Genomic DNA, 22,032 nt, shown 5'->3' with positions numbered 1-22,032 from the left:
TATCCTTAACTCAAAGACTCCACGCATCCAGCTCGTCGCTCATCTTGTCTGAGCAGTGCACAAGCGCGCGTAACACATATTTTCTAATCATGCTCGATGTCAGGCCCATCTCCTGGGCGATGTCATCGTAGCTGCGGTTCTTGAACTTATACTCCACAAACGCGTGCCTGCATTTGGGCGGCAGCGTGGATACACACTCCAGAACCCTGGCAAGCGCCTGCTTGGCTGCGATCGAGCGCTCAGGCGTAAAGCCGAACATCTCATTGACCTGTTGCGGCGCTTCCTGATCCACATAGGACTGGGCAAGCCCCTTCCGCCGGATGCGGTCTATCGCAATATTCGTCGCCGTGCGGAACAAAAAGGCCCGCAGGAACCCGATGGTGCTGGTGTCGTCCAGCCGTAAAAGCCGGACATACGCTTCCTGCGCCACTTCCACCGCCTCCTCGTGCGACTTCAGGCGGCTGGTGAGATAGCGCACCAGTTCTTCATTATGGTTCTTGAAGAGCGCTTTGATTTCGTCCTGAGAGAGCGCGCGAGCGTCATCCGAAGGGCTTGCCCCTTCAGCTGTTTCCTGCTCGTCTTTCTGCCTCTCTGGCGACGTCATGAATGTCTCCTCAGATCAAGGACGCACAGCTTACCGAAATTGGGAATTTTTTTGACCCATTAATTTGATAGACGCCGAAAAACACAATCAAAACGTGTCCAAGAGCACATCTATAATAGAGCAACCCCCTCAATCTGTCATAAAAATGCAATATTTAACAATACCTTAACTTATCAAGATCAAGATTCTTGTCGTCCGGGTAACGCAATCTAACTTTGCGGCACACCAGTTTCGAGTGGGGAAACAGACCTTGGGGGATCGAGACAGGATACAGGCAAAATGTTTAATAAACTGGGATTCAAGACCGAAGTTAAAAGTACAAAAGCCAAATCAGAAGACAATGAAAACGCACTTGAGGAAGTGACTGAGACTAACGTCCTCGATTCACTGCCAAACAATATTATTGTGTGCGACCCTAAAACCGGGATCATCACCTATGCCAATCCGGCCAGCAGGGAAACCCTGCGCACGCTGGAGGACTATCTGCCCATCAAGGCAGATGATATTGTTGGCACCAGCATTGATGTCTTCCACAAACATCCAGAACACCAGCGAAACATCCTGGCTGACCCGAAAAACCTGCCCCACCGGGCGGTTATTTCGCTCGGCCCGGAAAAACTGGAACTTCGGGTCAATGCCATGCTGGACAACAATGGCAACTATCGCCGTGCTGTCCTGTCATGGAACAAGGTAACGGAGCGGGAGAAATTCCGGGCGGACGCTGACCGGCTCAAGCAGATGGTCGACAAGATGCCCATCAACGCCATGATGTGTGACCCGCATACGCTTGAGATGACCTATATGAACGAGGCCAGTCGCAAGACGCTTCAAGGGCTGCAGAAATATCTGCCGATCCAGGTAGACGACATCATCGGCCAAAGCATTGATGTGTTCCACAAGAACCCGGAGCACCAGCGCCGCATCCTGCGTGATCCGAAAAACCTGCCATTCAGCACCCACATCAAGCTGGGCCCTGAAACGCTGAACCTGCAGATTGCCGCCATCATGGGCGAAGACGGCAGTTATCTGGGCCCAATCGCGACATGGTCGGTCATCACAGCCCAGGTACAGGTTGAAGAAACAGTAGCCCAGTCAACCCAGGACGTTGCCGGCGAAACCGCATCGCTTGCGGACCAGGCCACGATGATGGCATCGATCGCTGAACAGAACATTGGCATCTCATCCAAAGTCGCGCACGCATCGAGTGAAGCGACAGACAATGTGCAAGCGGTTGCCGCAGCGACGGAAGAACTGGCAAATTCGATCGCCCAGATCGCAGACCAAGTTGCCCATGCCAGCAAGATTTCCGATAACGCAAGCGAAAAAGCCGAACAGGCCAATTCGGTCGGCCAGGAACTTTCCGAAGCGTCCGGCAAAATTTCCGATGTGGTTAAACTGATTAACGATATCGCTGACCAGACCAACCTCTTGGCGCTCAATGCCACCATCGAGGCAGCGCGTGCCGGCGAAGCAGGCAAAGGCTTTGCCGTTGTGGCAAGCGAAGTGAAAAGCCTCGCGACCCAGACCGCCAAGGCGACGGAAGATATCTCGCAGCAGGTGGAAGCCATCCAGGAACAGTCACGCCGCATGGTAGAAGCCATCAGTGAAATTTCCGGGATCATTGGCGAAGTATCTGCGATTGCCACCGAAATCGACGGCTCCACCAACCAGCAGGGCGCAGCCACGCAGGAAATTTCCCGAAGCGTGGACCAGGCGGCCCAGCGCACCCGCGAGGTGTCAGACAACATGGGTGAAGTGGAGCAGGCTTCCCGCAAAGCTGCTGATGTTGCCCAATCGGTTCAACAATCTGCGGACCGGCTGACCGAAGTTGCGCAAGGCCTGCAGAAAGAAGTGACCAACTGCCTGAAAAACATCAAATGATCACAGGCCTGATTATCTGAGAAAAGAAGCGGCGGGGCTTATGGCCCCGCCTTTTCTGCTATATGTCAGCATCATACGGATGGACGAAAAAGGGTGGCCATGAAACAGCTTGCATTGGCTTTAATGATTTTTTCATCAGGCGGCACCATAGCGGAATGCCCCACACTGCCCCCACTGCCGAAAGTGGATATTCAGGACCGCCACGAGGACATGATCTGCCGCGCGGCGGAAGTGGACTGGAGCGCGGTGACCCTGACAATTGCACAGCTAAAAAAAAGCCATCCAACATACAAAAGCATGTCCATCCGGGATTTCATTATCCAGACCTACTGCGCGGCTGAATATGATGAATATATCAGCCTCATCAAATACACCGCCACCCACAGCAAGTCTTATTCAAACGCGGCCAACACCATGCGCGCGGTCGCAGCTGCTCTGGGGCCGGACCTCCTTAGGGTCGATTACAACAATTGGACCCATATTGAATGGGCCATGGCAATGTTTGAAGAAAGCACGGATGACAGATATCTGGCCTTCTCCAACGTGGTGGAAAGTGAACTGAAACGACACGGTGTACAGCCTGACCGGATCAAGGCCTGCTCTGTAAGGTAAAATATGGGCGCGGAAAAGTGGGCGGAACAGCAAAGGCCAATACCGCCCAAGTCGTGGGTAAGCGAGAATTACCCTGAAAAATTCCGCGATTTAAAAATATCTGGTCAGGGCAGCTTCACGTGGCTGCCACGCCTGAAACCGTAAGGAAGATTGCCGTCATCCGTATTCATGAAAAATCGGCTTTCAACCTCACCATCCCAACTTTCACCAACCGGTGCGCCCTTAGCCTGCGTGGCGTCAAGGCGCTCGAGATCAAAACCCACGGCCAGCCCAAGCTGAAACCGTCTGAATAGCAGGCAATTCATATTCGTTTGGGCCCCAACCTTGCCCCGCCAATGACACGCCCAATATGATAGAAGGCAGGAGAAACGGGAGGACGCAGCAATGACGGAAAAAGGGACTGTAACCCAGGCACTGGCAAACAGGCGCAGTATTCGCGCCTTCAAGCCCGACCCCGTGCCGGAAGCCCTGTTGAATGAGGTTATTGAGGCAGCCCTTCAGGCCCCGTCATGGGGCAATGTGCAGCCCTACCGCGTGGCTGTGGCCTCTGGCGACACGGCGAAAGAGATCGCGGCTGAGCTGACAGCCCGCTTCAACACCGCTGCCAAGGTCCAGCGCGCGGGGCTATTTGCCAAGTTTGGCGCGCTTCTCAAAGGCGGCGTCAAGCCGGACGGCGACTATAACACCATCATGAAATACCCGGCTGAGCTGGGCGCGCGCTACCGCGACACCGGCCATGGCCTTTATGGCATGCTGGGCATCGAACGTCACGACAAGGCAGCGCGGCACGCCCAGATGGCCCGAAACTTCAGCTTCTTCGGCGCGCCCACGGCCCTGTTTGTTTTCTGTGAGGACAGCCTTGGGGCCTATGCCGCACTCGACACCGGCATTTTCATGCAGTCTCTGGCGCTGGCAGCCGAAGAACGCGGCCTTGGCACCTGCATGCAGGCAGCACTGGCCACCTGGGCCAGCCCGGTGAAAGCACGGTTCGAGATTCCGGAAAACTACAAGCTGATCTGCGGTATCTCGATCGGCTATAAGGCTGACGACAAGGTCAACAGCTTCGCACCCAAGCGCAGGCCGCTGGATGAAGTTCTCTTGAAGCCAAAGCGCTAAAAAGTAACGAGCCCGTCGCGAGACCAGTTGGCGAGCGTGAGGTTGGCCTCATGCGCCATGCGGATCGCAAAGGCCGTGGGCGCAGACAGGCACACAAGGGCCGGCACACCCACCGCCACGCATTTTTGCACCATCTCGTATGACGCGCGACTTGAGATCAGCACAAAACCTGCCTTCAGGTCTGCGCCATCCTTAAGGAGCGCACCTAGGAGCTTATCAAGCGCATTGTGCCGCCCGACATCCTCGCGAACAGCCGTGATATCGCCCGCTTCCGTCACCCATGCCGCACCATGGACAGACTTATTCAGTTCTCTCATTGGCTGCCGGGCGCGGAAGTCATCCACGGCCTTTCCGGCTACCTGCGGGTCAAGCTGTACGGGAGCGCTTGCGACAGGCCGAACCTTCTGGAACAGCTCTTCCATGCTATCAATACCGCATAAGCCACAGCCGGTGCGGCCGGTCATTGCCCGGCGGCCCTGCTTCAGCTTGAAGCGCTCAAGCGCGGCGTCATCCAGGGTGACCAGCAGGTCTATGCCCCGGTCTTTTTCCACCACTTCGATCTTGCGAATGTCCTCCGGGCTGCGGGCGATGCCCTCAGTTACAGTGAACCCAAGCGCAAAATCCTGAAGGTCTGCGGGCGACGCCAGCATCACCACATGATTGATGCCGCCGTATACCAACGCCACCGGCGCTTCTTCGGGCACATGCCAATGAACCGCAGCGTCCCCACACTGGCCGGTCACTTCAACGTCAACCGACCACCCGCGTTTGCTGGCATACGTCAGTGACACGCCCTACTCCGCCGCCGTGGGCGCTTTCACCCGCCGCATGGTCGGCGCTTCCGCCGCATAATGTTCCTGCCACGAAGACTTATGGTTCGCCAGCCCAACATCCACCGCCGTCACCTTATATTCGGGGCAACTGGTGGCCCAGTCACTGAGCTCGGTGGTCACCACATTGGTGCCGCTTTCCGGGTGGTGGAAGGTGGTGTAGACCACGCCCGGCGCCATACGTTCTGAGATTTCAGCCCGAAGCGTCGTCTCGCCTTTGCGTGATTTGACAGACACCCAGTCACCGGTCTGGATACCGCGCATTTCCGCGTCAGACGGGTGGATTTCCAGCACGTCTTCTTCCATCCAGCGGTTATTGTCGGTCCTGCGCGTCTGCGCGCCAACATTATACTGGCTGAGGATACGGCCGGTCGTCAGGATCAGCGGGAACTTGCGGTTCGTCTTTTCTTCCGTCGGCACATATTCCGTGACCACGAACAGGCCCTTGCCGCGCACGAAATGGTCCACATGCATCACCGGCGTGCCATCCGGGGCCTCGTCATTCACGGGCCACTGCAGGCTGCCGTCCCGGTCAAGACGGGCGAAGCTAACACCTGCAAACGTGGGGGTCAGCGCCGCGATCTCATCCATGATCTCAGCCGCACTCGAATATGGCATTGGGTACCCCATCGCTTCAGAAAGCTTCGCGGTCACCTGCCATTCTTCCATGCCGGTCTGGGTTTTCATCACTGGACGCACGCGGCCAAGGCGGCGTTCGGCGTTGATGAAAGTGCCGTCTTTTTCAAGGAAGCTGGTACCGGGCAGGAACACATGGGCGAAACGCGCGGTTTCATTCAGGAACAGGTCCTGCACCACTACGCAGTCCATGTTCCTCAGCGCTGCTTCCACATGAAGCGTGTTCGGGTCAGATTGCGCCACGTCTTCACCCTGAATGTAGATACCGCGATACTTGCCCGCATGGGCTTCATCAAACATACCGGGAATGCGAAGGCCGGGTTCGCCGTCCAGTCCCACACCCCAGTAATCTTCGAATGTTTTCCTGACCGCATCATCTGCCACAGGGCGATAGCCCGCAAATTCATGCGGGAAGGAACCCATATCGCACGAGCCCTGCACATTGTTCTGGCCGCGCATCGGGTTCACGCCTACGCCCGGGCGCCCGAAATTGCCGGTCGCCATCGCAAGGTTGGCCATGCCCATCACCATGGTGGACCCCTGGCTGTGTTCGGTTACGCCGAGGCCATAGTATATGGCCCCATTGCCGCCCGTGGCATAAAGCCGGGCCGCCGCACGGATATCGTCTGCGCTGATGCCCGCCACCTTGGCGACTTCCTCAGGCGAATTGACCGGATCAAGGATGAAGGCCTTCCATTCCTCGAATGCGTCCATTTCACAGCGCTCGCGCACGAAAACTTCATCATGCAGCCCTTCGGAGATAATCACATGCGCCAACGCGTTCACCACCGCCACATTGGTGCCGGGCTGCAGCGCCAGGTGATAGTCCGCCTTCACGTGCGGGGTTTCCACCAGGTCAATACGCCGGGGGTCGATCACGATGAGTTTCGCACCCTGGCGAAGCCGCCGTTTCATCTGGCTGCCGAACACTGGGTGGGCGTCCGTGGGGTTGGAGCCGATCACCATGATCACGTCGCAATGTTCGACGGAATCAAAGTTTTGCGTGCCTGCCGATGTGCCCAGCGTTTGCTTCAAGCCGTATCCGGTGGGCGAATGGCAAACCCGCGCGCAAGTATCCACATTGTTGTTGCCGAAGGCCGCGCGGACGATCTTCTGAACCAGCCAGACTTCCTCGTTGGTACAACGGCTGGAGGTGATCCCGCCGATAGCTTTCTTGCCGTACTTGGCCTGAATGTCCTTGAAGCGCTTCGCGGTGAATTCAAAGGCCTCATCCCACGGCACTTCGCGCCATTCGTCGGTGATATTTTCCCGGATCATCGGCTTGGTCACCCGGTCCTTGTGAGTGGCATAGCCCCAGGCGAACCGGCCCTTGACGCAGGAGTGGCCATGGTTGGCCTTGCCCGCTTTTTCCGGGATCATACGCACCACGCGGTCGCCCTTGATTTCCGCCTTGAAGCTGCAGCCAACGCCGCAGTAGGCGCAGGTGGTGATCACCGTGCGGTCAGGCACGCCGTGCTCGATCAGGTCATTTTCCGCGAGTGTGGCGGTTGGGCAGGCCTGCACGCAGGCCCCGCATGACACGCATTCCGAACTGAAGAAATCGTCTGTGCCGGTTGCCACGCGACTTTCGAACCCCCGTCCTTCGATGGTCAGCGCGAGCGTGCCCTGCACCTCATCACACGCCCGCACGCAGCGCGAGCAGACAATGCATTTGGATGGGTCATAGGTGAAGTAAGGCGTGCTTTCGTCTTTCGTCAGGTCCAGATGGTTCTCGCCTTCATAACCGTAGCGCACGTCCCTGAGCCCCACGGCACCCGCCATATCCTGCAGCTCACAGTCGCCGTTCGTGGGGCAGGTCAGACAGTCAAGCGGGTGGTCAGAGATATAGAGCTCCATCACCCCGCGCCTAAGGCGCGCCAGCCGGTCTGTCTGGGTATGCACCACCATGCCGTCTTCTGCATGCGTGGTGCAGCTTGAAGGCGTGCCCTTACGGCCGTCAATTTCCACAAGGCACAGGCGGCAACTGCCAAACTGCTTGACCATATCGGTCGCGCACAATTTGGGAATGGAAATCCCAGCCTCTGCCGCCGCGCGCATCACGCTGGTGCCCTTGGGCACAGTCACGTTGAAGCCGTCCACTTCCAGCGTCACAGTCTCGTCCGACTTGACCTCTGGGGTTCCGAAATCTGGTTCTTTCAGGAGCGCCATTTTATTCGCCTCCTTCCATGCTGATGTCTTTTTGGCCCCGGCCCACGGCCTCGGGGAAATATTCAAGGACACTTTTCACCGGCACGGGCGTCATGCCGCCCATCGCGCACAGGGAGCCGTCTTCCATGACCTCAAGAAGGTCTTCGATAAGCTCAAGATTGGTATCGACATCTTCGCCCGCAATCACCTTGGCCATGACTTCCGAGCCGCGGACCGCGCCAATCCGGCACGGCGTACATTTGCCGCAGCTTTCATGGGCGCAGAAATCGAAGGCATATTTGGCCTGTGCCGCCATATCGGCTGTGTCGTCAAACACCACTATACCACCATGGCCCACCCCAGCGCCAATTTTGCCGAAAGTTTCATAGTCCATCGGCATGTCGAACTTACCCACAGGGATATAGGCGCCCAAAGGCCCACCCACCTGCGCGGCCCTGACCGGACGGCCAGACCGGGTGCCGCCGCCGAAGTCATTCACCAGTTCCCCAAGCGTGACGCCGAAGGCTTTTTCCACAAGGCCGCCATGGGCCACATTGCCCGCAATCTGGAACGGCATGGTGCCGGTGGAGCGCCCCATTCCGAGGTCACGGTAATATGCCCCGCCTTTCGCCAGAATGGTCGGCACCGCACACAGGGAAATCACATTATGGACCAGCGTGGGCTTGCCGTTCAGGCCCTCAAGTGCCGGTATGGGCGGCTTGGCGCGCACCTGACCCCGCTTGCCTTCAAGGCTTTCCAGAAGCGATGTTTCCTCGCCGCAAATATAGGCGCCTGCGCCCATGAAAAGCTCCAGGTGGAAGGCCTTGCCAGACCCCAGCACGTCATCGCCCAAGAGCCCTTTCCAATAGGCCCGGTCGATGGCGGCAGCCAAAAGGCGTTTCGCCACCGGATACTCAGACCGCAAGTAGATATAGCCCTTGGTCGCGCCCACACCGAGGCCCGCGATCACCATGCCTTCAACGAGCAGAAGCGGGTCGCCTTCCATGATCATTCGGTCGGCGAAGGTGCCGCTGTCGCCCTCGTCCGCGTTGCAGACAATATATTTCTGGTCGGCGTCAGCGCCCCGCACAGTGTTCCATTTGATACCCGCCGGGAAAGCCGCACCGCCACGGCCACGAAGACCGGAGGTCATCACCTCTTCACAGATGGCCTCAGCAGACATGCCGATGGCTTTCTGAATGCCTTCAAGGCCGCCGTGGGCCGCGTAATCTTCCACCGAAAGCGGGTCCGTGATGCCGCAGCGCGCGAAAGTCAGGCGCTCCTGCAATTTCAGAAACGGAATCTCGTCGGTCAGGCCGTGGCACAGCGCATGCGCCCGGCCTTCCATCATGCCGTCGCGGATCAAGCCCTCAATGTCATCGGCTGTCACCGGGCCATAGGCCACGCGGCCCTCCGGCGTTTCGACTTCCACCAGCGGCTCAAGCCACGCCATGCCGCGGCTACCGTTACGGATGGGGGCAATACCGGTGATGGCTTCGATCTTTTCAGCGACAGCATCAGCGCCCATGGCCACCGCGGAACTGTCGAGCGGGACGTAAATCTTGCTCATGCCTCATCCTCCGCGAAAGCATCAAAGAGGCCCGCCGTCACCCTGCCCTTCAGCTCGCCGTCCACCATGGCGGCAGGGCCGGACGCGCACAGCCCCAGGCAATAGACAGCCTCAACCGTCACCCTACCGTCTGGCGTGGTCTCGCCCAGGCCGATACCCAGTTTTTCAAGCGCTGCAGCCGTCAGCGCGCGGCTGCCCACCGCCTGGCAGGCCTCAGCCTGGCAGATGCGGATCACATGCTTGCCCTTGGGTGCACGCGTGAAATCATCATAAAAGCTGATCACACCCTTCACCTCGGCCTTGGTGATATTGAAGGCCTTGGCAAGCTTTGGAACATTGGCGGCATCAATATAGCCGTCATGCTCCTGCAGCGCATTCAAGGCACGCATCAGGCCGCCGACCTCCCCCACATGGGCTGTGATCAGGTCATGGTTAACACGCTGTGACTGGCTCAAGTTTTCGGCCAATTCCGCCCCCTCTTGGTCTTCTTGATGCATTCTAGCATATCTTTTTTGGAAGGTGCGATTTGACGGAGGGCAAATCAATGAAAAAATTGTGCGGCCTCATTCCGCTATGGGAACCAACAGGACCGAATTGGAAGGAGGATCAGTCGGTTAAGAGGCGCGGGCTTCGGGCGCGTCCTCGACCGCGATGGTAATGCCCAGCTCCTGCGCCAGGGTTTTCATGTCATAGTCCGGCAGATCCGCCGAGACCACACGCACGTTCATGGCCTGCCACGTGGCGACAAGCTGGCTCATCATTTCCTTGCCGTCAAAATGCCCGGCGAGCTTTTTCATCATTGGTGGCGGCATCTCGATCATCCCGCCCTTCAGGCACTGAAGCGCTTCGGGCGCCACCACCGCGTCTCCGAAACGGTCGATCCAGATGGGGTGGCCGTTTGCCGCCAAACGGTTCAGCGCGTCCCAGTGCAGGCCACCGCGGCGCACGGGCGGCATACCCTTGATGCGGAAGCCGATGCGCGACGCGTCTTCGCCGTGACGCTCAAGCATGGCGGCAAGCTCTTCCTGAAAACGCTCCTGAATCATGGTGGACCGGCACAGCTCATAATAGTCCGGCTTTTCGCGTTCATCCGCTGGCTTCCTGACCCGCATGCGGATCAGGTCCTCCAGCTGTGCGAGGTCATGTTCGATCGATATATCAGGGTGGTCGGCCAGCACGATAATCTCATCCGGGCGCCTGATCTGGCCCTCAAGATTCACCTTGCCCTGTTGCAGCACTGCAATGGAAACCGACGCCACGTTGTCTGACACAGACCGCGGGCTGGTGCGATACTTGTAGCGCTTGATCGCTTCCTGAATCAGCTTCCTGTTATGCTCGATGCCGTCGATAACGCCGGTGAGCTTTTCAATGCCGTGCTCGTCTTCAATTTCGCCCACAAACACGCCGCGCGCCTGATGAAGCGCCTGGTGCAGTTTCTCGGGCGCCACATCACGGTCATCGATCGCCATGTTGGCTTTATTGAGCGCGAGCTTTTCCGGCGCGATATTCAGCCGCGCCGCCACATTCTGCATCTCAAGGTCGAAGGCTTCCTCGTCGAACCCACTGGCGGTCAGGAGGCCATAGGACGCTTCATCCAGCTTACCCACCTTGCCGCCAACCGCGTGCTTTTGCAGGTTGGCCTCAAATTCAGACCGTGCGCTGTCTTTCTCTTCGTCCGTCAGGCCCGCATCGCTGCCGTCCCTCAGGGCATCCATGCTGACCATCGTCAGGTCCAGGTCGCCTTCAAACGGGGACGCCAGCAGGTCCTCAACGAAATTGAAGAAGCTGTACATATCAGCGGCGGGTGCAGCGGCCTCTGCTGTCTGTGCTGCGTTCAGATCATCCGCGCGGCCAGGCTTGTAGAAGTCCAGGCGGCGCCCGCCTTCCGCCACAGTCACCAGCTTCATGTCGAAATTGATATAGCCGCCGGTCTTGAGCCGGAGCGGCACGCGCGGGAACACCACATTCTGGAAGATGGACACATCATCGCGGTCCAAGAGGCGCTCCACCCGGTCATGGGCGTCAGCAGGGAACAGGAAACTCAGCGGCTGCCTGAAAAGATCAACATCCTTCCACCGCATGATCGTCTTGAACTGATCATCCGCCTTGTCGATGTAGCTCTTTTTGACAAGGAATAAGCTGAATTCTGGCTCGCTCACAACGCCCTCGCCTACCTAAATACTTGATGTGCCTGATTTACTCTCTTTCCCTCATAACACACGGATTTTAAGGTCATGTAAAATATTGCTTCAAATTTGAATGAACTCAAAGCAACTCGATCAGGCATCAAAGCATCAGCTTGCCAGAAACTCAACGACGTCAGGGTCGGACAGAGCCGATTGGATCAGGCTATCGAGCGCAAGGCTCAACAGCTCCCTGTTCGTTGCCTGATCCGACGTGAATTTCAGCTTCCGGTCTTCCGTGGATTTGTATCGACGTTCGAAGGTCTTGCCGTCCTTGTCAAAACTTAGCTTCGCAACGGCGATGGCGTGTCCGTTCGTACCCAGCGTTGCGAATCTTTCCTTGGTAACTGGGTCGATCTGCTCTCGCTCGCCAATCAGATCGACACGCAACAGGTCGAATTTTATTTCCAGCGGCGTGCGGGAAGTGAAAAGCTTGTCTGCGATCAAAGCACTTCCCAGGCGATATTTTACATGGTCCATCACTGCCTGATTCAGCAGCAGTCGTTCATCGTAATTCTCATAAACTTTCTTGACGAAAGCACCGCGCTGAAACAGCGGATGCACGACAACCTCAATCACCGCATATTGGGCCGGTGCGGCAACATCAGCATCCGTATCTGCTGACCGCGCAGCCAAAGGGCTGGAAACTGCCACAAGCACAGCGGCAAACAAAAGTCCCAAAGATCTCATCTTGCATCCCCCACCTAATTGCAGTTGGCGACGCAAATAGCCACCAACCACCAGTGTTAAAGATACAACTATTAGATAGGGCTGTAAACGATGCGGAAAGGCAGCCTAATTGGCCGCCCGGGTCTTTTCCACATCTGCCCGGATGCGGGCTGAAATCTCCAGCACGCGGGCACGCAGGGCATCTTCATCGATGGTCAGCACCTTGCCGTCCTGCATCAGCACGTTACCGTCCACAATAGTGGTCACCACATCCTGCTGATCCGCCACATAGACAAGCTGCGACACCACATCATAAAGCGGCTGCATGCGAAGGCTGTCAATCGATACCTGGATCATGTCAGCCCGAAGGCCCGACTTCAGCACACCGGTCACACCTTCAAGCCCTGCGGCTTTGGCGCCCATGCGGGTTGCAAGGTCAAGCGCGGTCGCCGCCGGCAGCACCGTGGGGTCGGTTGCCACGCCCTTGTGAACAAGTGCCGCCAGATGGATTTCATCCCACATATTGAGGTTATTGTTGGATGCCGCGCCGTCTGTCGCCAACCCCACAGTCACACCCGCTTCCAGCAGCTTCGGCACGGGCGAAAAGCCGGCCCCGGTTTTCATGTTGGATGTGGGGTTGTGGATCGCGGCGAAGTTTTTGCCCGCCACAAGCTTCATGTCGCTGTCGGATGGCCAGACAACATGGGCCGCGATCACCTGTGCGTCCAGCATGCCAACATCCGACAGTTCTTCGATGGAGGTCTGCTGGTATTTGCCGCGGATTGTATCGAGCTCAGATTTATCTTCCGCAATATGGATCGAGATAGGCGCATCCAGCTCGATCGCCACTTTGGCAACGTCCGCCAGATGCTCTTTCGACACCGTATAGGGCGCGTGGGGCGCAAGCCCTGGGGTGATGCGGGCATTCTTGCCCTGCCAGTCGCGCACGAACTTGACACCAGCATTGAAGCTGTCATCCCAGCCCTTGAACCCAGGGCTCGGAAAGTCAATCATCGGCGCGGTGATCACAGCGCGCAGGCCGCATTTATCCACCACACCCGCGATCACTTCCGGGTAAAAATACATATCGACAAAGCTTGTCGTGCCACTCTGGATCATCTCCCAGCAGGCCAGTTCCGATCCCACCTTGATGAAGTCAGGGTCCACATAGCGGCCTTCCATGGGGAAGATATATTTGGTCAGCCATGTCATCAGCTCAAGGTCGTCTGCCATACCGCGGAACAGGGTCATGGCCGTATGCGTGTGCGCGTTCACAAGGCCCGGCATCAGCACCCGGCCCTCGCCCGCGATAACCTGATCGGATGTGTAAGCACCGGTGATTTCCGCGTCTGTGCCCACGGCCACTATCGCGCCGTCCTTGACCGCAACCGCACCTCCTTCGATCACGCCTTTTGCGTCATCCATGGTCACCAGATAGCTGCCATGAACGATCATATCTACGGGGGTCTTGTCCGAAGCTGCACTCATGAAAAGGCTTCCTTCAACTGTCATGAAAGCGGCGATCAAACCCGCCACTCTTGCCATTGTTTTCGCTATCATTCTCTGTCTCATCCTAGCCTGAAACCTGTGTCTCAATTGTTAACCCTAGCCCAGCGGTTAAGCCCCGCCAATCACTTGCGCGCCAATTTGCGCCACTGCGCCGGAGAGGCTTGGAACCAGCGCCGGAAAGCCCGCACAAAAGCCGCGGGTTCCGAATAGCCAAGCCTTATGGCGATATCCGAGACCGGCAATGCTGTTTCCTTCAGAAGGCGGCAGGCCTCGTTCCGCCGTACCTCTGTAAGCATATCCCGAAAGGCCGCCCCTTCCGCCGCCAGCGCCCGCTGCAGGCTGCGTTCAGACATGCCGACCGCCTTTGCCGCCGCTGTGATGCTGACGTCGGTGCCGTCAGAAAGCGCTTTCAGAAGGGTGGCCTTTACCTGCGCCAGCACGCCTTCCTTCTTTGGTATTTCCGCTTCCACATGGGCGCGCAGCATTTCATTGAGCGCAGGGTTGGCATCATTCATCGGCTGACTGAGGGCCGCCGCATCCCAGACAACTGCATGACGGCGACCGCCAAATGTAACCGGCGCGCCAAAAGCATCAACAAAGGCCTGGGGTTTGGGTGGGATTGGCCGGGTCAGGATCACTTGTTTGGGCTCCACACCCGGCGAAGCCCAGCGCGCAAACCTTACCATGGGCAGCAGAACGGCTTCTGACCGCACAAAGGGTGCGCGCCAGTCTGCCCGCAGCGGTTCATAGACAATGGCGCATTCGTCCGCCGCCTCTTCCATGTGAAGCTGTCCTGCCGCGCCCACATAAAAGGCCAGGTCACACGCAGCCTTGAGCGACTCGCCCACCGTTTTCGCGGTCACAAGAAGATGCCCAAGGGTGGAATAGCTGCTGTAGCGAACGCGCGCCCCAACCTTCAGGCCCAAAAGCCCGTCGCCCGATAGCTTTTCGGCGGCCACCCACAGGGCTTCAGCGGTCTCTTCGCCGACCCGCCCTTCCGCAAGGGGCGCGATCCCCGCGGCTTTATAAAGCGCGCCGGGTGCAACACCATATTCGGCGTGCATCACATCCACGAGCGTGGCCAGATAGCGGGTAAGGACGGTATCGTTCACTTGATCTTCTTGGCGTAAAATATCAATTTTTAGACGCCGACTGTCATTCACAAGGCAGCAATCGTCAAGTAGATTTACCGCGTCCTTTGGGAAGGGGACACTTTGGGAGGGATGGAAAAGCATGGACGCAAGCGCCATCAATGACGCCGTGATCACGCTGGAGCCGGGCACGCAGCTCGCGCTCGCCGTCTCTCTCGCCTTCACCATGTTCTCTGTGGCGCTGGGGCTCAAGACCGATGATTTCTCATTCCTCAGAACCCACAAGCGCAGCGTTTTCTATGGCCTGATGGCACAGATTATAGGCCTGCCGCTGGTCACACTCGCGATCCTCACGCTGTTCGAACCCATGGCGGGCATCGCCCTTGGTATGATCATCGTGGCCTGCTGCCCGGGTGGGAATGTATCCAACCTGTTCACGCGGCTCAGCCGGGGCGATGTGGCCTACAGCGTCTCGCTCACCACATGCTCCAGCCTGTTTTCAGCCGCCTTCCTGCCGCTTGCGATCCTTTTCTGGACCAGCCTTTATGGCCCCACGCGGGACCTTGTGGAAGCCATCCATCTGGACCGGCTGTCATTTGTGCTGAACACCAGCCTCACGCTTCTTGTGCCGCTCGGGTTCGGAATTGTGCTGTCACACTACCGGCCCAAGCTTGCCCACAAGCTGCAGCGCATGTGCCTGCCGCTCGCGGTCGCGGTGATTGTGGTGATTGTGGCCGTGGGGCTGGCGACCAACCTTGACCTTCTCAAGCATTTTGGCGACCAGATTTTGCCCTATGTGGCGCTTCACAACACGGCTGCTTTCATCCTTGGTGGGCTTGTTGGCATGTTTGGCCTCAGGACCCGTGCCGCCCGGCGCGCGCTGGTGTTCGAGATCGGCATCCAGAATTCAGGTCTCGGCCTTCTTATCATGCTCAGCCAGTTTGGCGGGCTTGGCTCCGGGGCGATGGTTCTCGCCACCTGGGGCATCTGGCATTTCATTGGCGGCTTTGCTGTTACCGGCCTGTTCCGGCTGGCGGACCGCATAACACACTATTCACCCCCTAAATTGCAGGAGGACACACATGGCATATGACCTGATCATCAAGGGCGGCACCATCTATGACGGCAACGGCGGCGAGCCCACCACGGGCGACGTGGCGGTCAAGGACGGCAAAATTGCCGCCATCGGTTTGGGCCTTGGAGAGGCCGAGCGCGTGATCGATGCCGCAGGCGCCATCGTCACCCCCGGTTTCCTTGACCTGCACACCCATTATGACGGCCAGGTTTCCTGGGACGCGGACCTCCAGCCCAGCGTCAACCACGGCGTGACCACCGCAGTGATGGGCAGCTGCGGCGTGGGCTTCGCGCCTGTCCTGCCAAAAGACCATGACCGCCTCGTGCGCCTGATGGAAGGGGTTGAGGACATCCCCGGCACCGCGCTGGCGGAAGGCCTCAGCTGGAACTGGGAAAGCTTCGCGGACTATATGGACGCCATCGATTTCCCGCACACCATCGACTATGCGGCCCAAGTGGTGCATGACCCGCTGCGCGTCTATGTGATGGGCGACCGCGCGGTATCAGGCGAGCCCGCGACCGATGAGGATATCGCCAGGATGCGCGAACTGACGCGCGCGGCTCTCGAGGCTGGCGCAGTTGGTTTCTCCACCGGGCGATCAGACGTACACCGCACAGCCGACGGCGACTGGACCCCTGCATCCGAAGCCACGAAGGAAGAGCTCGTGGGCATCGCCGAAGCCTTCAAAGGGCTGGACCACGGCGTGTTGCAGGCGGTGAATGATTTCGACCTTGAGCGCGGTGACCCGGCGGCCTTCGACCGCGAGTTCGACCTCCTTGAAGCCTTCGCGGGCGCATCCGGCGGGCGGCCTTTTTCGCTGTCTCTGATGCAGCGGGACTTCGCGCCCAAACAGTGGAAGAACATCATTGCCCGCGCCGAAGGCGCTAAAGACAAGGGCATCAACATGCGCCTGCAGACCGCGCCGCGCGGCATTGGCGTGATATTGGGGCTTCAGTGCACCTTCCACCCATTCATTGGCTTCCCAAGCTACAAACGCATCAGCCACCTGCCACTGGACGAGCGTGTGGAAGCCATGCGCGATCCTGAGTTCAAGGAACAGCTGCTGAGCGAGAAATCAGAGAAGGTCGCGGGCGACGGCACGGCCATTCCGCCCCTTGCAGACATCCTTTTGCAGCAGATTGATTTCATCAGCTGCAAGATGTTCAAGCTGGGGGAAAACCCGGATTATGAGCAGAGCGTGAATGCCAGCGTCTACAAGATGGCCCAGGAAGACGGCGTAACGCCGTTATCAAAGATCTACGACATCCTCTTGGAAAAAGACGGGCAGGAATTCCTCTATTTCCCGATCTATAATTATACCGACCTGAATTATACCGCCGTGCACGAGATGATGACCCACCCGCAGGCGATCATGGGCCTGTCGGACGGCGGGGCGCATGTTGGCACCGTGTGTGACGCCAGCTTCCCGACCTATCTGTTGTGCCACTGGGCGCGGGACCGCAAGCAGGGGCCACAGATCCCGCTCGCACGCGCTGTGCAGATGCTGACGTCCGAGATCGCAGATTATGTCGGCTTCAAGGATCGCGGTAGGCTGGAGGTGGGCAAGAAAGCCAACATCAATGTGATCGACCATGCGAGGTTGCGCCTGCACGCGCCGCATATGGTCAAGGACCTTCCGGCGGGCGGCCAGCGCTTGCTTCAGGAAGCCACGGGCTATATAGCCACGATTGTAGACGGCAAAGTGGTTCTTGAGAACGACAAGCTTACAGGCCTAAGGCCCGGCCGTCTGGTAAGGCTTGGCTCAAAGGCGGCATAACAAACGTGGCGGACATTCTTTCCGAAATTGGCCTCCTCACACTTGTGGGGCTGGCCGCAACCGTTCTTCTGGCAGCGATCCTTCGCGCCTTCACCGGCTTCGGCTTCGCGCTGGCGGCACTGCCGGTCTTCAGCCTTGTGATCGCGCCAACCACGGCGGCAAGCGTGATCGTGCTGCTGACCCTGACAGTATCGCTGCAGACCATCCGCACCTATTGGAAGGACGTACCGATAAGGGATATGGCAGGCATGATCGTCACGTCTGCCGTTGGAACATTGCTCGGCACCTATCTTCTGCTGCTGTTCAGCCCCGATGCTTTCCGGCTGCTGATCGGCGGCACGGTGATGCTGGCCTGTTTCCTCTTGGCCAAATACAAGCCCGCACCGCACCGGGCGGGTGGCATCTTCGGGCTTGGCTCTGGGCTGATGTCCGGCCTCCTGAATGGGGCACTGGCCATCCCAGGGCCGCCGGTGATCATCTATTCGATGGCGGTCTATGACCGGGCCCGCGTCGCGCGCGCCTTCCTTATGGGCTTTTTCCTTTTCTCTGCCGCCTTCGCTGCCACAAGCTACACCATTGAGGGCATCATCGGGCTGAAGGAGCTGACGCTGTTCGCCGTCTGTTATCCTGCCATGCTGATCGGCAACAGGACCGGCGACTGGCTATTCGAGAAATACGGCGACGCCAGCCACCGCCCCATCGCCATCTGGGCGCTGTTCGCTATCGGTCTCAGCGTCGCGGCGGCCGCGATCTTCTAGCTGGTCATTTTAGCTGGCTTCGGCCAGCGGGTTCTCGTCCGCCGGCAACACCGGGGCGGGCTTGGCGAAATAATAGCCCTGCAGGTAATCCGCGCCCATTTTCGTAAGGCACTGGGCTTCTTCTGCACATTCAATGCCCTCAGCAATCGTTTTGATGCCGTTGTCCTTGGCAATCTGCAGCAGGCGTTTCACGATCGTCTGCTTGAAAACATCTTCATGGACATCCCGCACCAGATCCATGTCCAGCTTGACATAGTCGGGCCGCATCTCGTGCAGCATATTAAGACCGGACCAGCCCGAGCCGATATCATCCAGCGCCACGCCAAAGCCTGCGCTCCGGTAAAACGCCAGAATACCCTTCAGGTGTGCCTTGTCCCGCGCCTGATGCGTTTCCGTCAGCTCGAAAACCACGTCGCGAGGCTTGAGCCCGGCGGCCTCAATGGCCGCGGCCGTTGCGCGCAGGCAATAGGCGGGATCATAGATGCTGGATGGGTTGAAGTTGATGAAAATCTTGCCTTTCAGCCGTCCCGCCGCAGCAGCCTCAACCGCGCTTTTACGCGCCAGAAGGTCTGCAGTGAACAGCAGGTCAGACTTGCTAGCCACATCAAAGACGTGACCGGGTGGAATGATGGTGCCCTCAGCATCGCGCAGCCTGAAAAGCCCTTCCTGGCCAAAGGCCTGGTCCGGCTGTTTGGCGTGGAAGATGGGCTGGAACCATGTCTCATAGCGTTTTGCCTCCAGGGATTCGATAATCCACTGGCTCTGGAAGCGATTGATAAACACATCAGCCTGGAACACACGCCCCATGTCTGACGGCGAAAGGGTTTCATCCTTTGTCGTGACGATCTTGGTGTTGGCAAGTTCCTGGCCGTTGAACTCCCCAAAGAGGGTGGTCAGAAACGCCCCCACATCAGCCCTGCCCATGACGATGCGGTAGGATGTCTGGTCAAAGGCCTCCCCCTCAAGCCCACGATGTCTGGCGATTTCCTTCAGCCGGTCGGCAGCCTTGCTCGTTGGAACGTAAATCCAGAAGAACGTCTTCTCGAAGATGTGGGCGTGGATGGTTTCACATTCCTTGCAGTCCATGGCGGCCTCCTGAAGTTTGTTTCGTCTGGCTTACGACAGCCCAAACGCATTGGATCAGCAAACCCATAAAGCAAAAGCCCCGACCAGCAGGCCGGGGCTTCGTATTTTCTGGCTGTGTGCGAGACCTAGTCGGTCAGGCCGCGGGCCTCAAGGATAGCGTCCAGCTTGTATTCGCGGCCTTTGAATTCCTCGAACATTTCCATCGGGTCGCGCGCGCCCCGTGGCTCAAGGATCGAATGCCTCAGACGCGCCGCCACATCCTGGTTGAAGATGCCCTCTTCCGCGAAGGTGGCGTAAGCATCAGCCGACAGCACTTCAGACCACAGGTAAGTATAGTAGCCCGCCGCATAGGCCGAACCACCAAAGGCGTGGTTGAAGTATGGCGTGCGGTAGCGCACAACGATCTCGTCGATCAGGCCGATCTCATCCAGCACCTGCTTCTCGAACGCCGCCACATCAACGTCGTCCGCAATACTGCGGGTGTGCCAGTGCATGTCCAGAAGGGCGGCAGACACATATTCAACTGTCGCGAAGCCTTGGTTGAACTTCGAAGCCGCTTCCAGGCGTTCGATCATGTTCTCCGGGATCACCTCACCAGTTTTATAGTGCTTGGCGTAAACGCGCAGCACCTCTGGCTCCCACGCCCAGCCTTCGAAAATCTGGCTCGGGAATTCGACAAAGTCCCAGGCCATGCTGTTCATGCGGTCATAGGTCACGTCAGACATCAGCGTGTGCATGGCGTGGCCGAACTCATGGAATAGCGTGCCCACATTATCAGCAGACAACAGAGGCGGCACGTCGCCAGAGCCCTTGGGGAAGCTCATCACGTTGACCACAATCGGCGTCGCGACACCGTCCACTTTCTTCTGGGACCGGAAGCTGTTGTTCCAGGCACCGCCGCGCTTGGACGCACGGGCATGATGGTCTGTCAGGTAAAGACCCAGGTAGCTGCCGTCTTTTTCATACACCTCGAAGGTGCGGACATCGGGGTGATAGGTGTCAATATCCGTGCGTTCCTTGAACGTCAGGCCCCACAGCTTGTTTGCTGTGTGGAACGCGCCCTTCAGCACGTTATCTAGCACGAAATATGGCTTCAGCGTCTGCTCATCCAGGTCATAGCGCGCCTTGCGGACTTTTTCGGCATAGTGCCACCAGTCCCACGCCGCCAGCTCGAAATCGCCGCCTTCGCTGTTCACCATTTCCTGAAGCGCTGCGCGCTCTTCTTTGGCTTTTTCCAGCGCAGGTTCCCAGATACGGTTCAAAAGCTCGAACGCCCGGTCAGGGTGCCCCATCATGCGGTCCGCCATCTGATATTCAGCGTGGTTCTTGTAGCCCAGAAGCTTGGCCCGCTTTTCGCGCGCCTGCAGGATGTCCTTTACGATCTCGGTATTATCGAACTCGGTGCCCTTGGCGCCGCGTGCCATATAGCCCTTATGCAGCTTCTCGCGCAGGTCCCGGCGGGTGGAGAAGGTCATGAACGGCGTGAAGCTGGAGCGCGTGGCGGTGAACATCCATTTGCCTTCATGCCCACGTTCCTTGGCCATCTCGGCCGCTGCCGCAACCACGAAATCAGGCAGGCCCGCCAGATCCGCCTCATTTTCCACGATCATCTCGAATGCGTTCGTGGCACCCAGCACGTTGCGCCCAAACTTTGTCGTCAGGCCCGAGATTTCCTCATTCAGCTTCGCCAGTTCCGCTTTCGCGTCCTCATCCAGATTTGCGCCAGCGCTGGTGAAATCCAGGTGCGTGCGCCACAGCATGCGCGCCTGTTCAGGCGTCAGATCCAGGCTGTCGCGTTTCTGGTAAAGCGCGTCCACACGGTCGAACAGCTTCTTGTTGAAAAGCGTCTCGTTGTTGTGGCGACTGAACATGCCGGAAACCGTGGCCTGGATTTCCTGCATCTCCGGGTTGGTATGCGAGCCGGTGAGGTTATAGAAAACACCAGCTACCTTGTTCAAAAGCTTGCCTGACTTATCCAGCGCGGCAATGGTGTTCTCAAAGGTTGGCGCGTCCGGGTTGTTCGCAATGGCATCAATATCCGCGCGGCTTTCTGCAAAGGCCTTCTCGAACGCGGGCATATAGTCTGCGTTTTCGATCTGGCTGAAAGGCGCCAGGCCATGCGGCGTGGTCCATTCCTCAAAGAACGGGTTGGTGTCTTCAGCTGTCGCGGATGGTGCAGCCATCGGCAGCGCCATGCCCATAAGCGCCGCTGCAAGCGCGGCTTTCTTGAATTTTTTCATGGTAACCCCTTAGGTCTGTTTTGGTGCGGCCCTACCCTTGTCGGGCCTTCTTCTTTTTCTAGGGGCACAGTTATAAACGGGGATATTGGCAAGACACAAGGAATGCGGCGAAATGCGGGGCGTTTGCGACGGATGGTTAGCCGTCACCCTGAACTTGTTTCAGGGTCCACCACTAAATCCCTGCCACTTGAGGCAGTCATGGATGCCGTTCCCTCGCGCCTTCTGGCGCTCGCCCGGCATGACAAGC

At 58.2% G+C, this 22,032-nt stretch carries 18 protein-coding genes; 7 read left to right on the top strand and 11 right to left on the bottom strand.

What is annotated here, in order from left to right; translation table 11 throughout:
* Nucleotides 1-10 precede the first annotated feature (10 nt).
* Nucleotides 11-604: an RNA polymerase sigma factor gene (locus tag ACFO5Q_RS05815; protein WP_068152805.1), complete on the bottom strand. Its 594-nt coding sequence runs from the start codon at nt 602-604 to the stop codon at nt 11-13.
* Between the two features lie 279 nt (nt 605-883).
* On the opposite strand from ACFO5Q_RS05815, the gene ACFO5Q_RS05810 reads away from it, so the two are divergent.
* The 4 genes from ACFO5Q_RS05810 to ACFO5Q_RS05795 all read left to right on the top strand — a co-directional run bounded on the left by ACFO5Q_RS05810 (nt 884) and on the right by ACFO5Q_RS05795 (nt 4,213).
* Entirely contained in the window at nt 884-2,485 is a 1,602-nt protein-coding gene (locus tag ACFO5Q_RS05810; RefSeq protein WP_068152804.1) for a methyl-accepting chemotaxis protein, read from the top strand.
* Between the two features lie 99 nt (nt 2,486-2,584).
* Nucleotides 2,585-3,097 carry a hypothetical protein gene (locus ACFO5Q_RS05805; RefSeq protein WP_156432075.1) on the top strand — a complete coding sequence of 171 codons (513 nt, stop codon included), beginning with the start codon at nt 2,585-2,587 and terminating at the stop codon, nt 3,095-3,097.
* Between the two features lie 119 nt (nt 3,098-3,216).
* A complete protein-coding gene (locus ACFO5Q_RS05800) occupies nt 3,217-3,390 on the top strand; it encodes a hypothetical protein (protein ID WP_156432074.1) in 174 nt (57 codons plus the stop codon).
* Between the two features lie 91 nt (nt 3,391-3,481).
* Nucleotides 3,482-4,213: a nitroreductase gene (locus ACFO5Q_RS05795; RefSeq protein ID WP_068152794.1), complete on the top strand. Its 732-nt coding sequence runs from the start codon at nt 3,482-3,484 to the stop codon at nt 4,211-4,213.
* Here the strand turns inward: ACFO5Q_RS05795 and fdhD are convergent.
* From fdhD to ACFO5Q_RS05755, 8 genes are all read right to left on the bottom strand, one after another.
* A complete protein-coding gene (gene fdhD, locus ACFO5Q_RS05790; protein WP_068152785.1) occupies nt 4,210-5,004 on the bottom strand; it encodes a formate dehydrogenase accessory sulfurtransferase FdhD in 795 nt (264 codons plus the stop codon). The two genes, ACFO5Q_RS05795 and fdhD, sit on opposite strands and share 4 nt — an antisense overlap.
* A gap of 3 nt (nt 5,005-5,007) precedes the next feature.
* A complete protein-coding gene (gene fdhF / locus ACFO5Q_RS05785; protein WP_068152782.1) occupies nt 5,008-7,848 on the bottom strand; it encodes a formate dehydrogenase subunit alpha in 2,841 nt (946 codons plus the stop codon).
* Nucleotide 7,849: 1 nt separating this feature from the next.
* Entirely contained in the window at nt 7,850-9,397 is a 1,548-nt protein-coding gene (locus ACFO5Q_RS05780) for a formate dehydrogenase beta subunit (protein ID WP_068152779.1), read from the bottom strand.
* Nucleotides 9,394-9,864 (bottom strand): NAD(P)H-dependent oxidoreductase subunit E, encoded by a 471-nt coding sequence (locus ACFO5Q_RS05775; RefSeq protein ID WP_380084295.1) that lies wholly within the window; start codon nt 9,862-9,864, stop codon nt 9,394-9,396. The genes ACFO5Q_RS05780 and ACFO5Q_RS05775 overlap by 4 nt, the downstream gene beginning before the upstream one ends.
* Before the next feature lie 147 nt (nt 9,865-10,011).
* On the bottom strand, nt 10,012-11,556 hold the full coding sequence (locus ACFO5Q_RS05770) for an EAL domain-containing protein (protein WP_068152774.1): 1,545 nt from the start codon (nt 11,554-11,556) through the stop codon (nt 10,012-10,014).
* A gap of 135 nt (nt 11,557-11,691) precedes the next feature.
* Complete coding sequence (locus ACFO5Q_RS05765) at nt 11,692-12,270, bottom strand: hypothetical protein (RefSeq protein ID WP_068152772.1); 579 nt, start codon at nt 12,268-12,270, stop codon at nt 11,692-11,694.
* A gap of 105 nt (nt 12,271-12,375) precedes the next feature.
* Nucleotides 12,376-13,737 (bottom strand): amidohydrolase family protein, encoded by a 1,362-nt coding sequence (locus ACFO5Q_RS05760; RefSeq protein WP_231727357.1) that lies wholly within the window; start codon nt 13,735-13,737, stop codon nt 12,376-12,378.
* Nucleotides 13,738-13,880: 143 nt separating this feature from the next.
* Nucleotides 13,881-14,870: an AraC family transcriptional regulator gene (locus ACFO5Q_RS05755; protein WP_068152766.1), complete on the bottom strand. Its 990-nt coding sequence runs from the start codon at nt 14,868-14,870 to the stop codon at nt 13,881-13,883.
* A 121-nt stretch (nt 14,871-14,991) separates the two neighbouring features.
* Here ACFO5Q_RS05755 and ACFO5Q_RS05750 point away from each other — a divergent pair, with 121 nt between their 5' ends.
* From ACFO5Q_RS05750 to ACFO5Q_RS05740, 3 genes are read left to right on the top strand one after another with little or no spacing between them, the layout of a single operon-like run.
* Nucleotides 14,992-15,942 (top strand): bile acid:sodium symporter family protein, encoded by a 951-nt coding sequence (locus ACFO5Q_RS05750; protein ID WP_068152765.1) that lies wholly within the window; start codon nt 14,992-14,994, stop codon nt 15,940-15,942.
* Entirely contained in the window at nt 15,932-17,701 is a 1,770-nt protein-coding gene (locus ACFO5Q_RS05745; protein ID WP_068152762.1) for an N-acyl-D-amino-acid deacylase family protein, read from the top strand. The genes ACFO5Q_RS05750 and ACFO5Q_RS05745 overlap by 11 nt, the downstream gene beginning before the upstream one ends.
* Before the next feature lie 5 nt (nt 17,702-17,706).
* Nucleotides 17,707-18,459, top strand: a complete 753-nt coding sequence (locus ACFO5Q_RS05740) for a sulfite exporter TauE/SafE family protein (RefSeq protein ID WP_068152760.1) — start codon at nt 17,707-17,709, stop codon at nt 18,457-18,459.
* Nucleotides 18,460-18,468: 9 nt separating this feature from the next.
* On the opposite strand, the gene ACFO5Q_RS05735 is transcribed toward ACFO5Q_RS05740, so the two are convergent.
* Together ACFO5Q_RS05735 and ACFO5Q_RS05730 are read right to left on the bottom strand one after the other, a co-directional pair.
* Complete coding sequence (locus ACFO5Q_RS05735) at nt 18,469-19,545, bottom strand: EAL domain-containing protein (RefSeq protein ID WP_068152757.1); 1,077 nt, start codon at nt 19,543-19,545, stop codon at nt 18,469-18,471.
* Between the two features lie 125 nt (nt 19,546-19,670).
* Nucleotides 19,671-21,785, bottom strand: a complete 2,115-nt coding sequence (locus ACFO5Q_RS05730; protein ID WP_068152754.1) for a M3 family metallopeptidase — start codon at nt 21,783-21,785, stop codon at nt 19,671-19,673.
* Between the last annotated feature and the right edge of the window lie 247 nt (nt 21,786-22,032).

This window comes from Kordiimonas lipolytica, assembly GCF_042651265.1.
Classification (GTDB): Bacteria; Pseudomonadota; Alphaproteobacteria; order Sphingomonadales; family Kordiimonadaceae; genus Kordiimonas; species Kordiimonas lipolytica.
The sequence above is the reverse complement of the archived record's forward strand: the minus strand, read 5'-3'. Positions and strand labels throughout refer to the sequence as shown.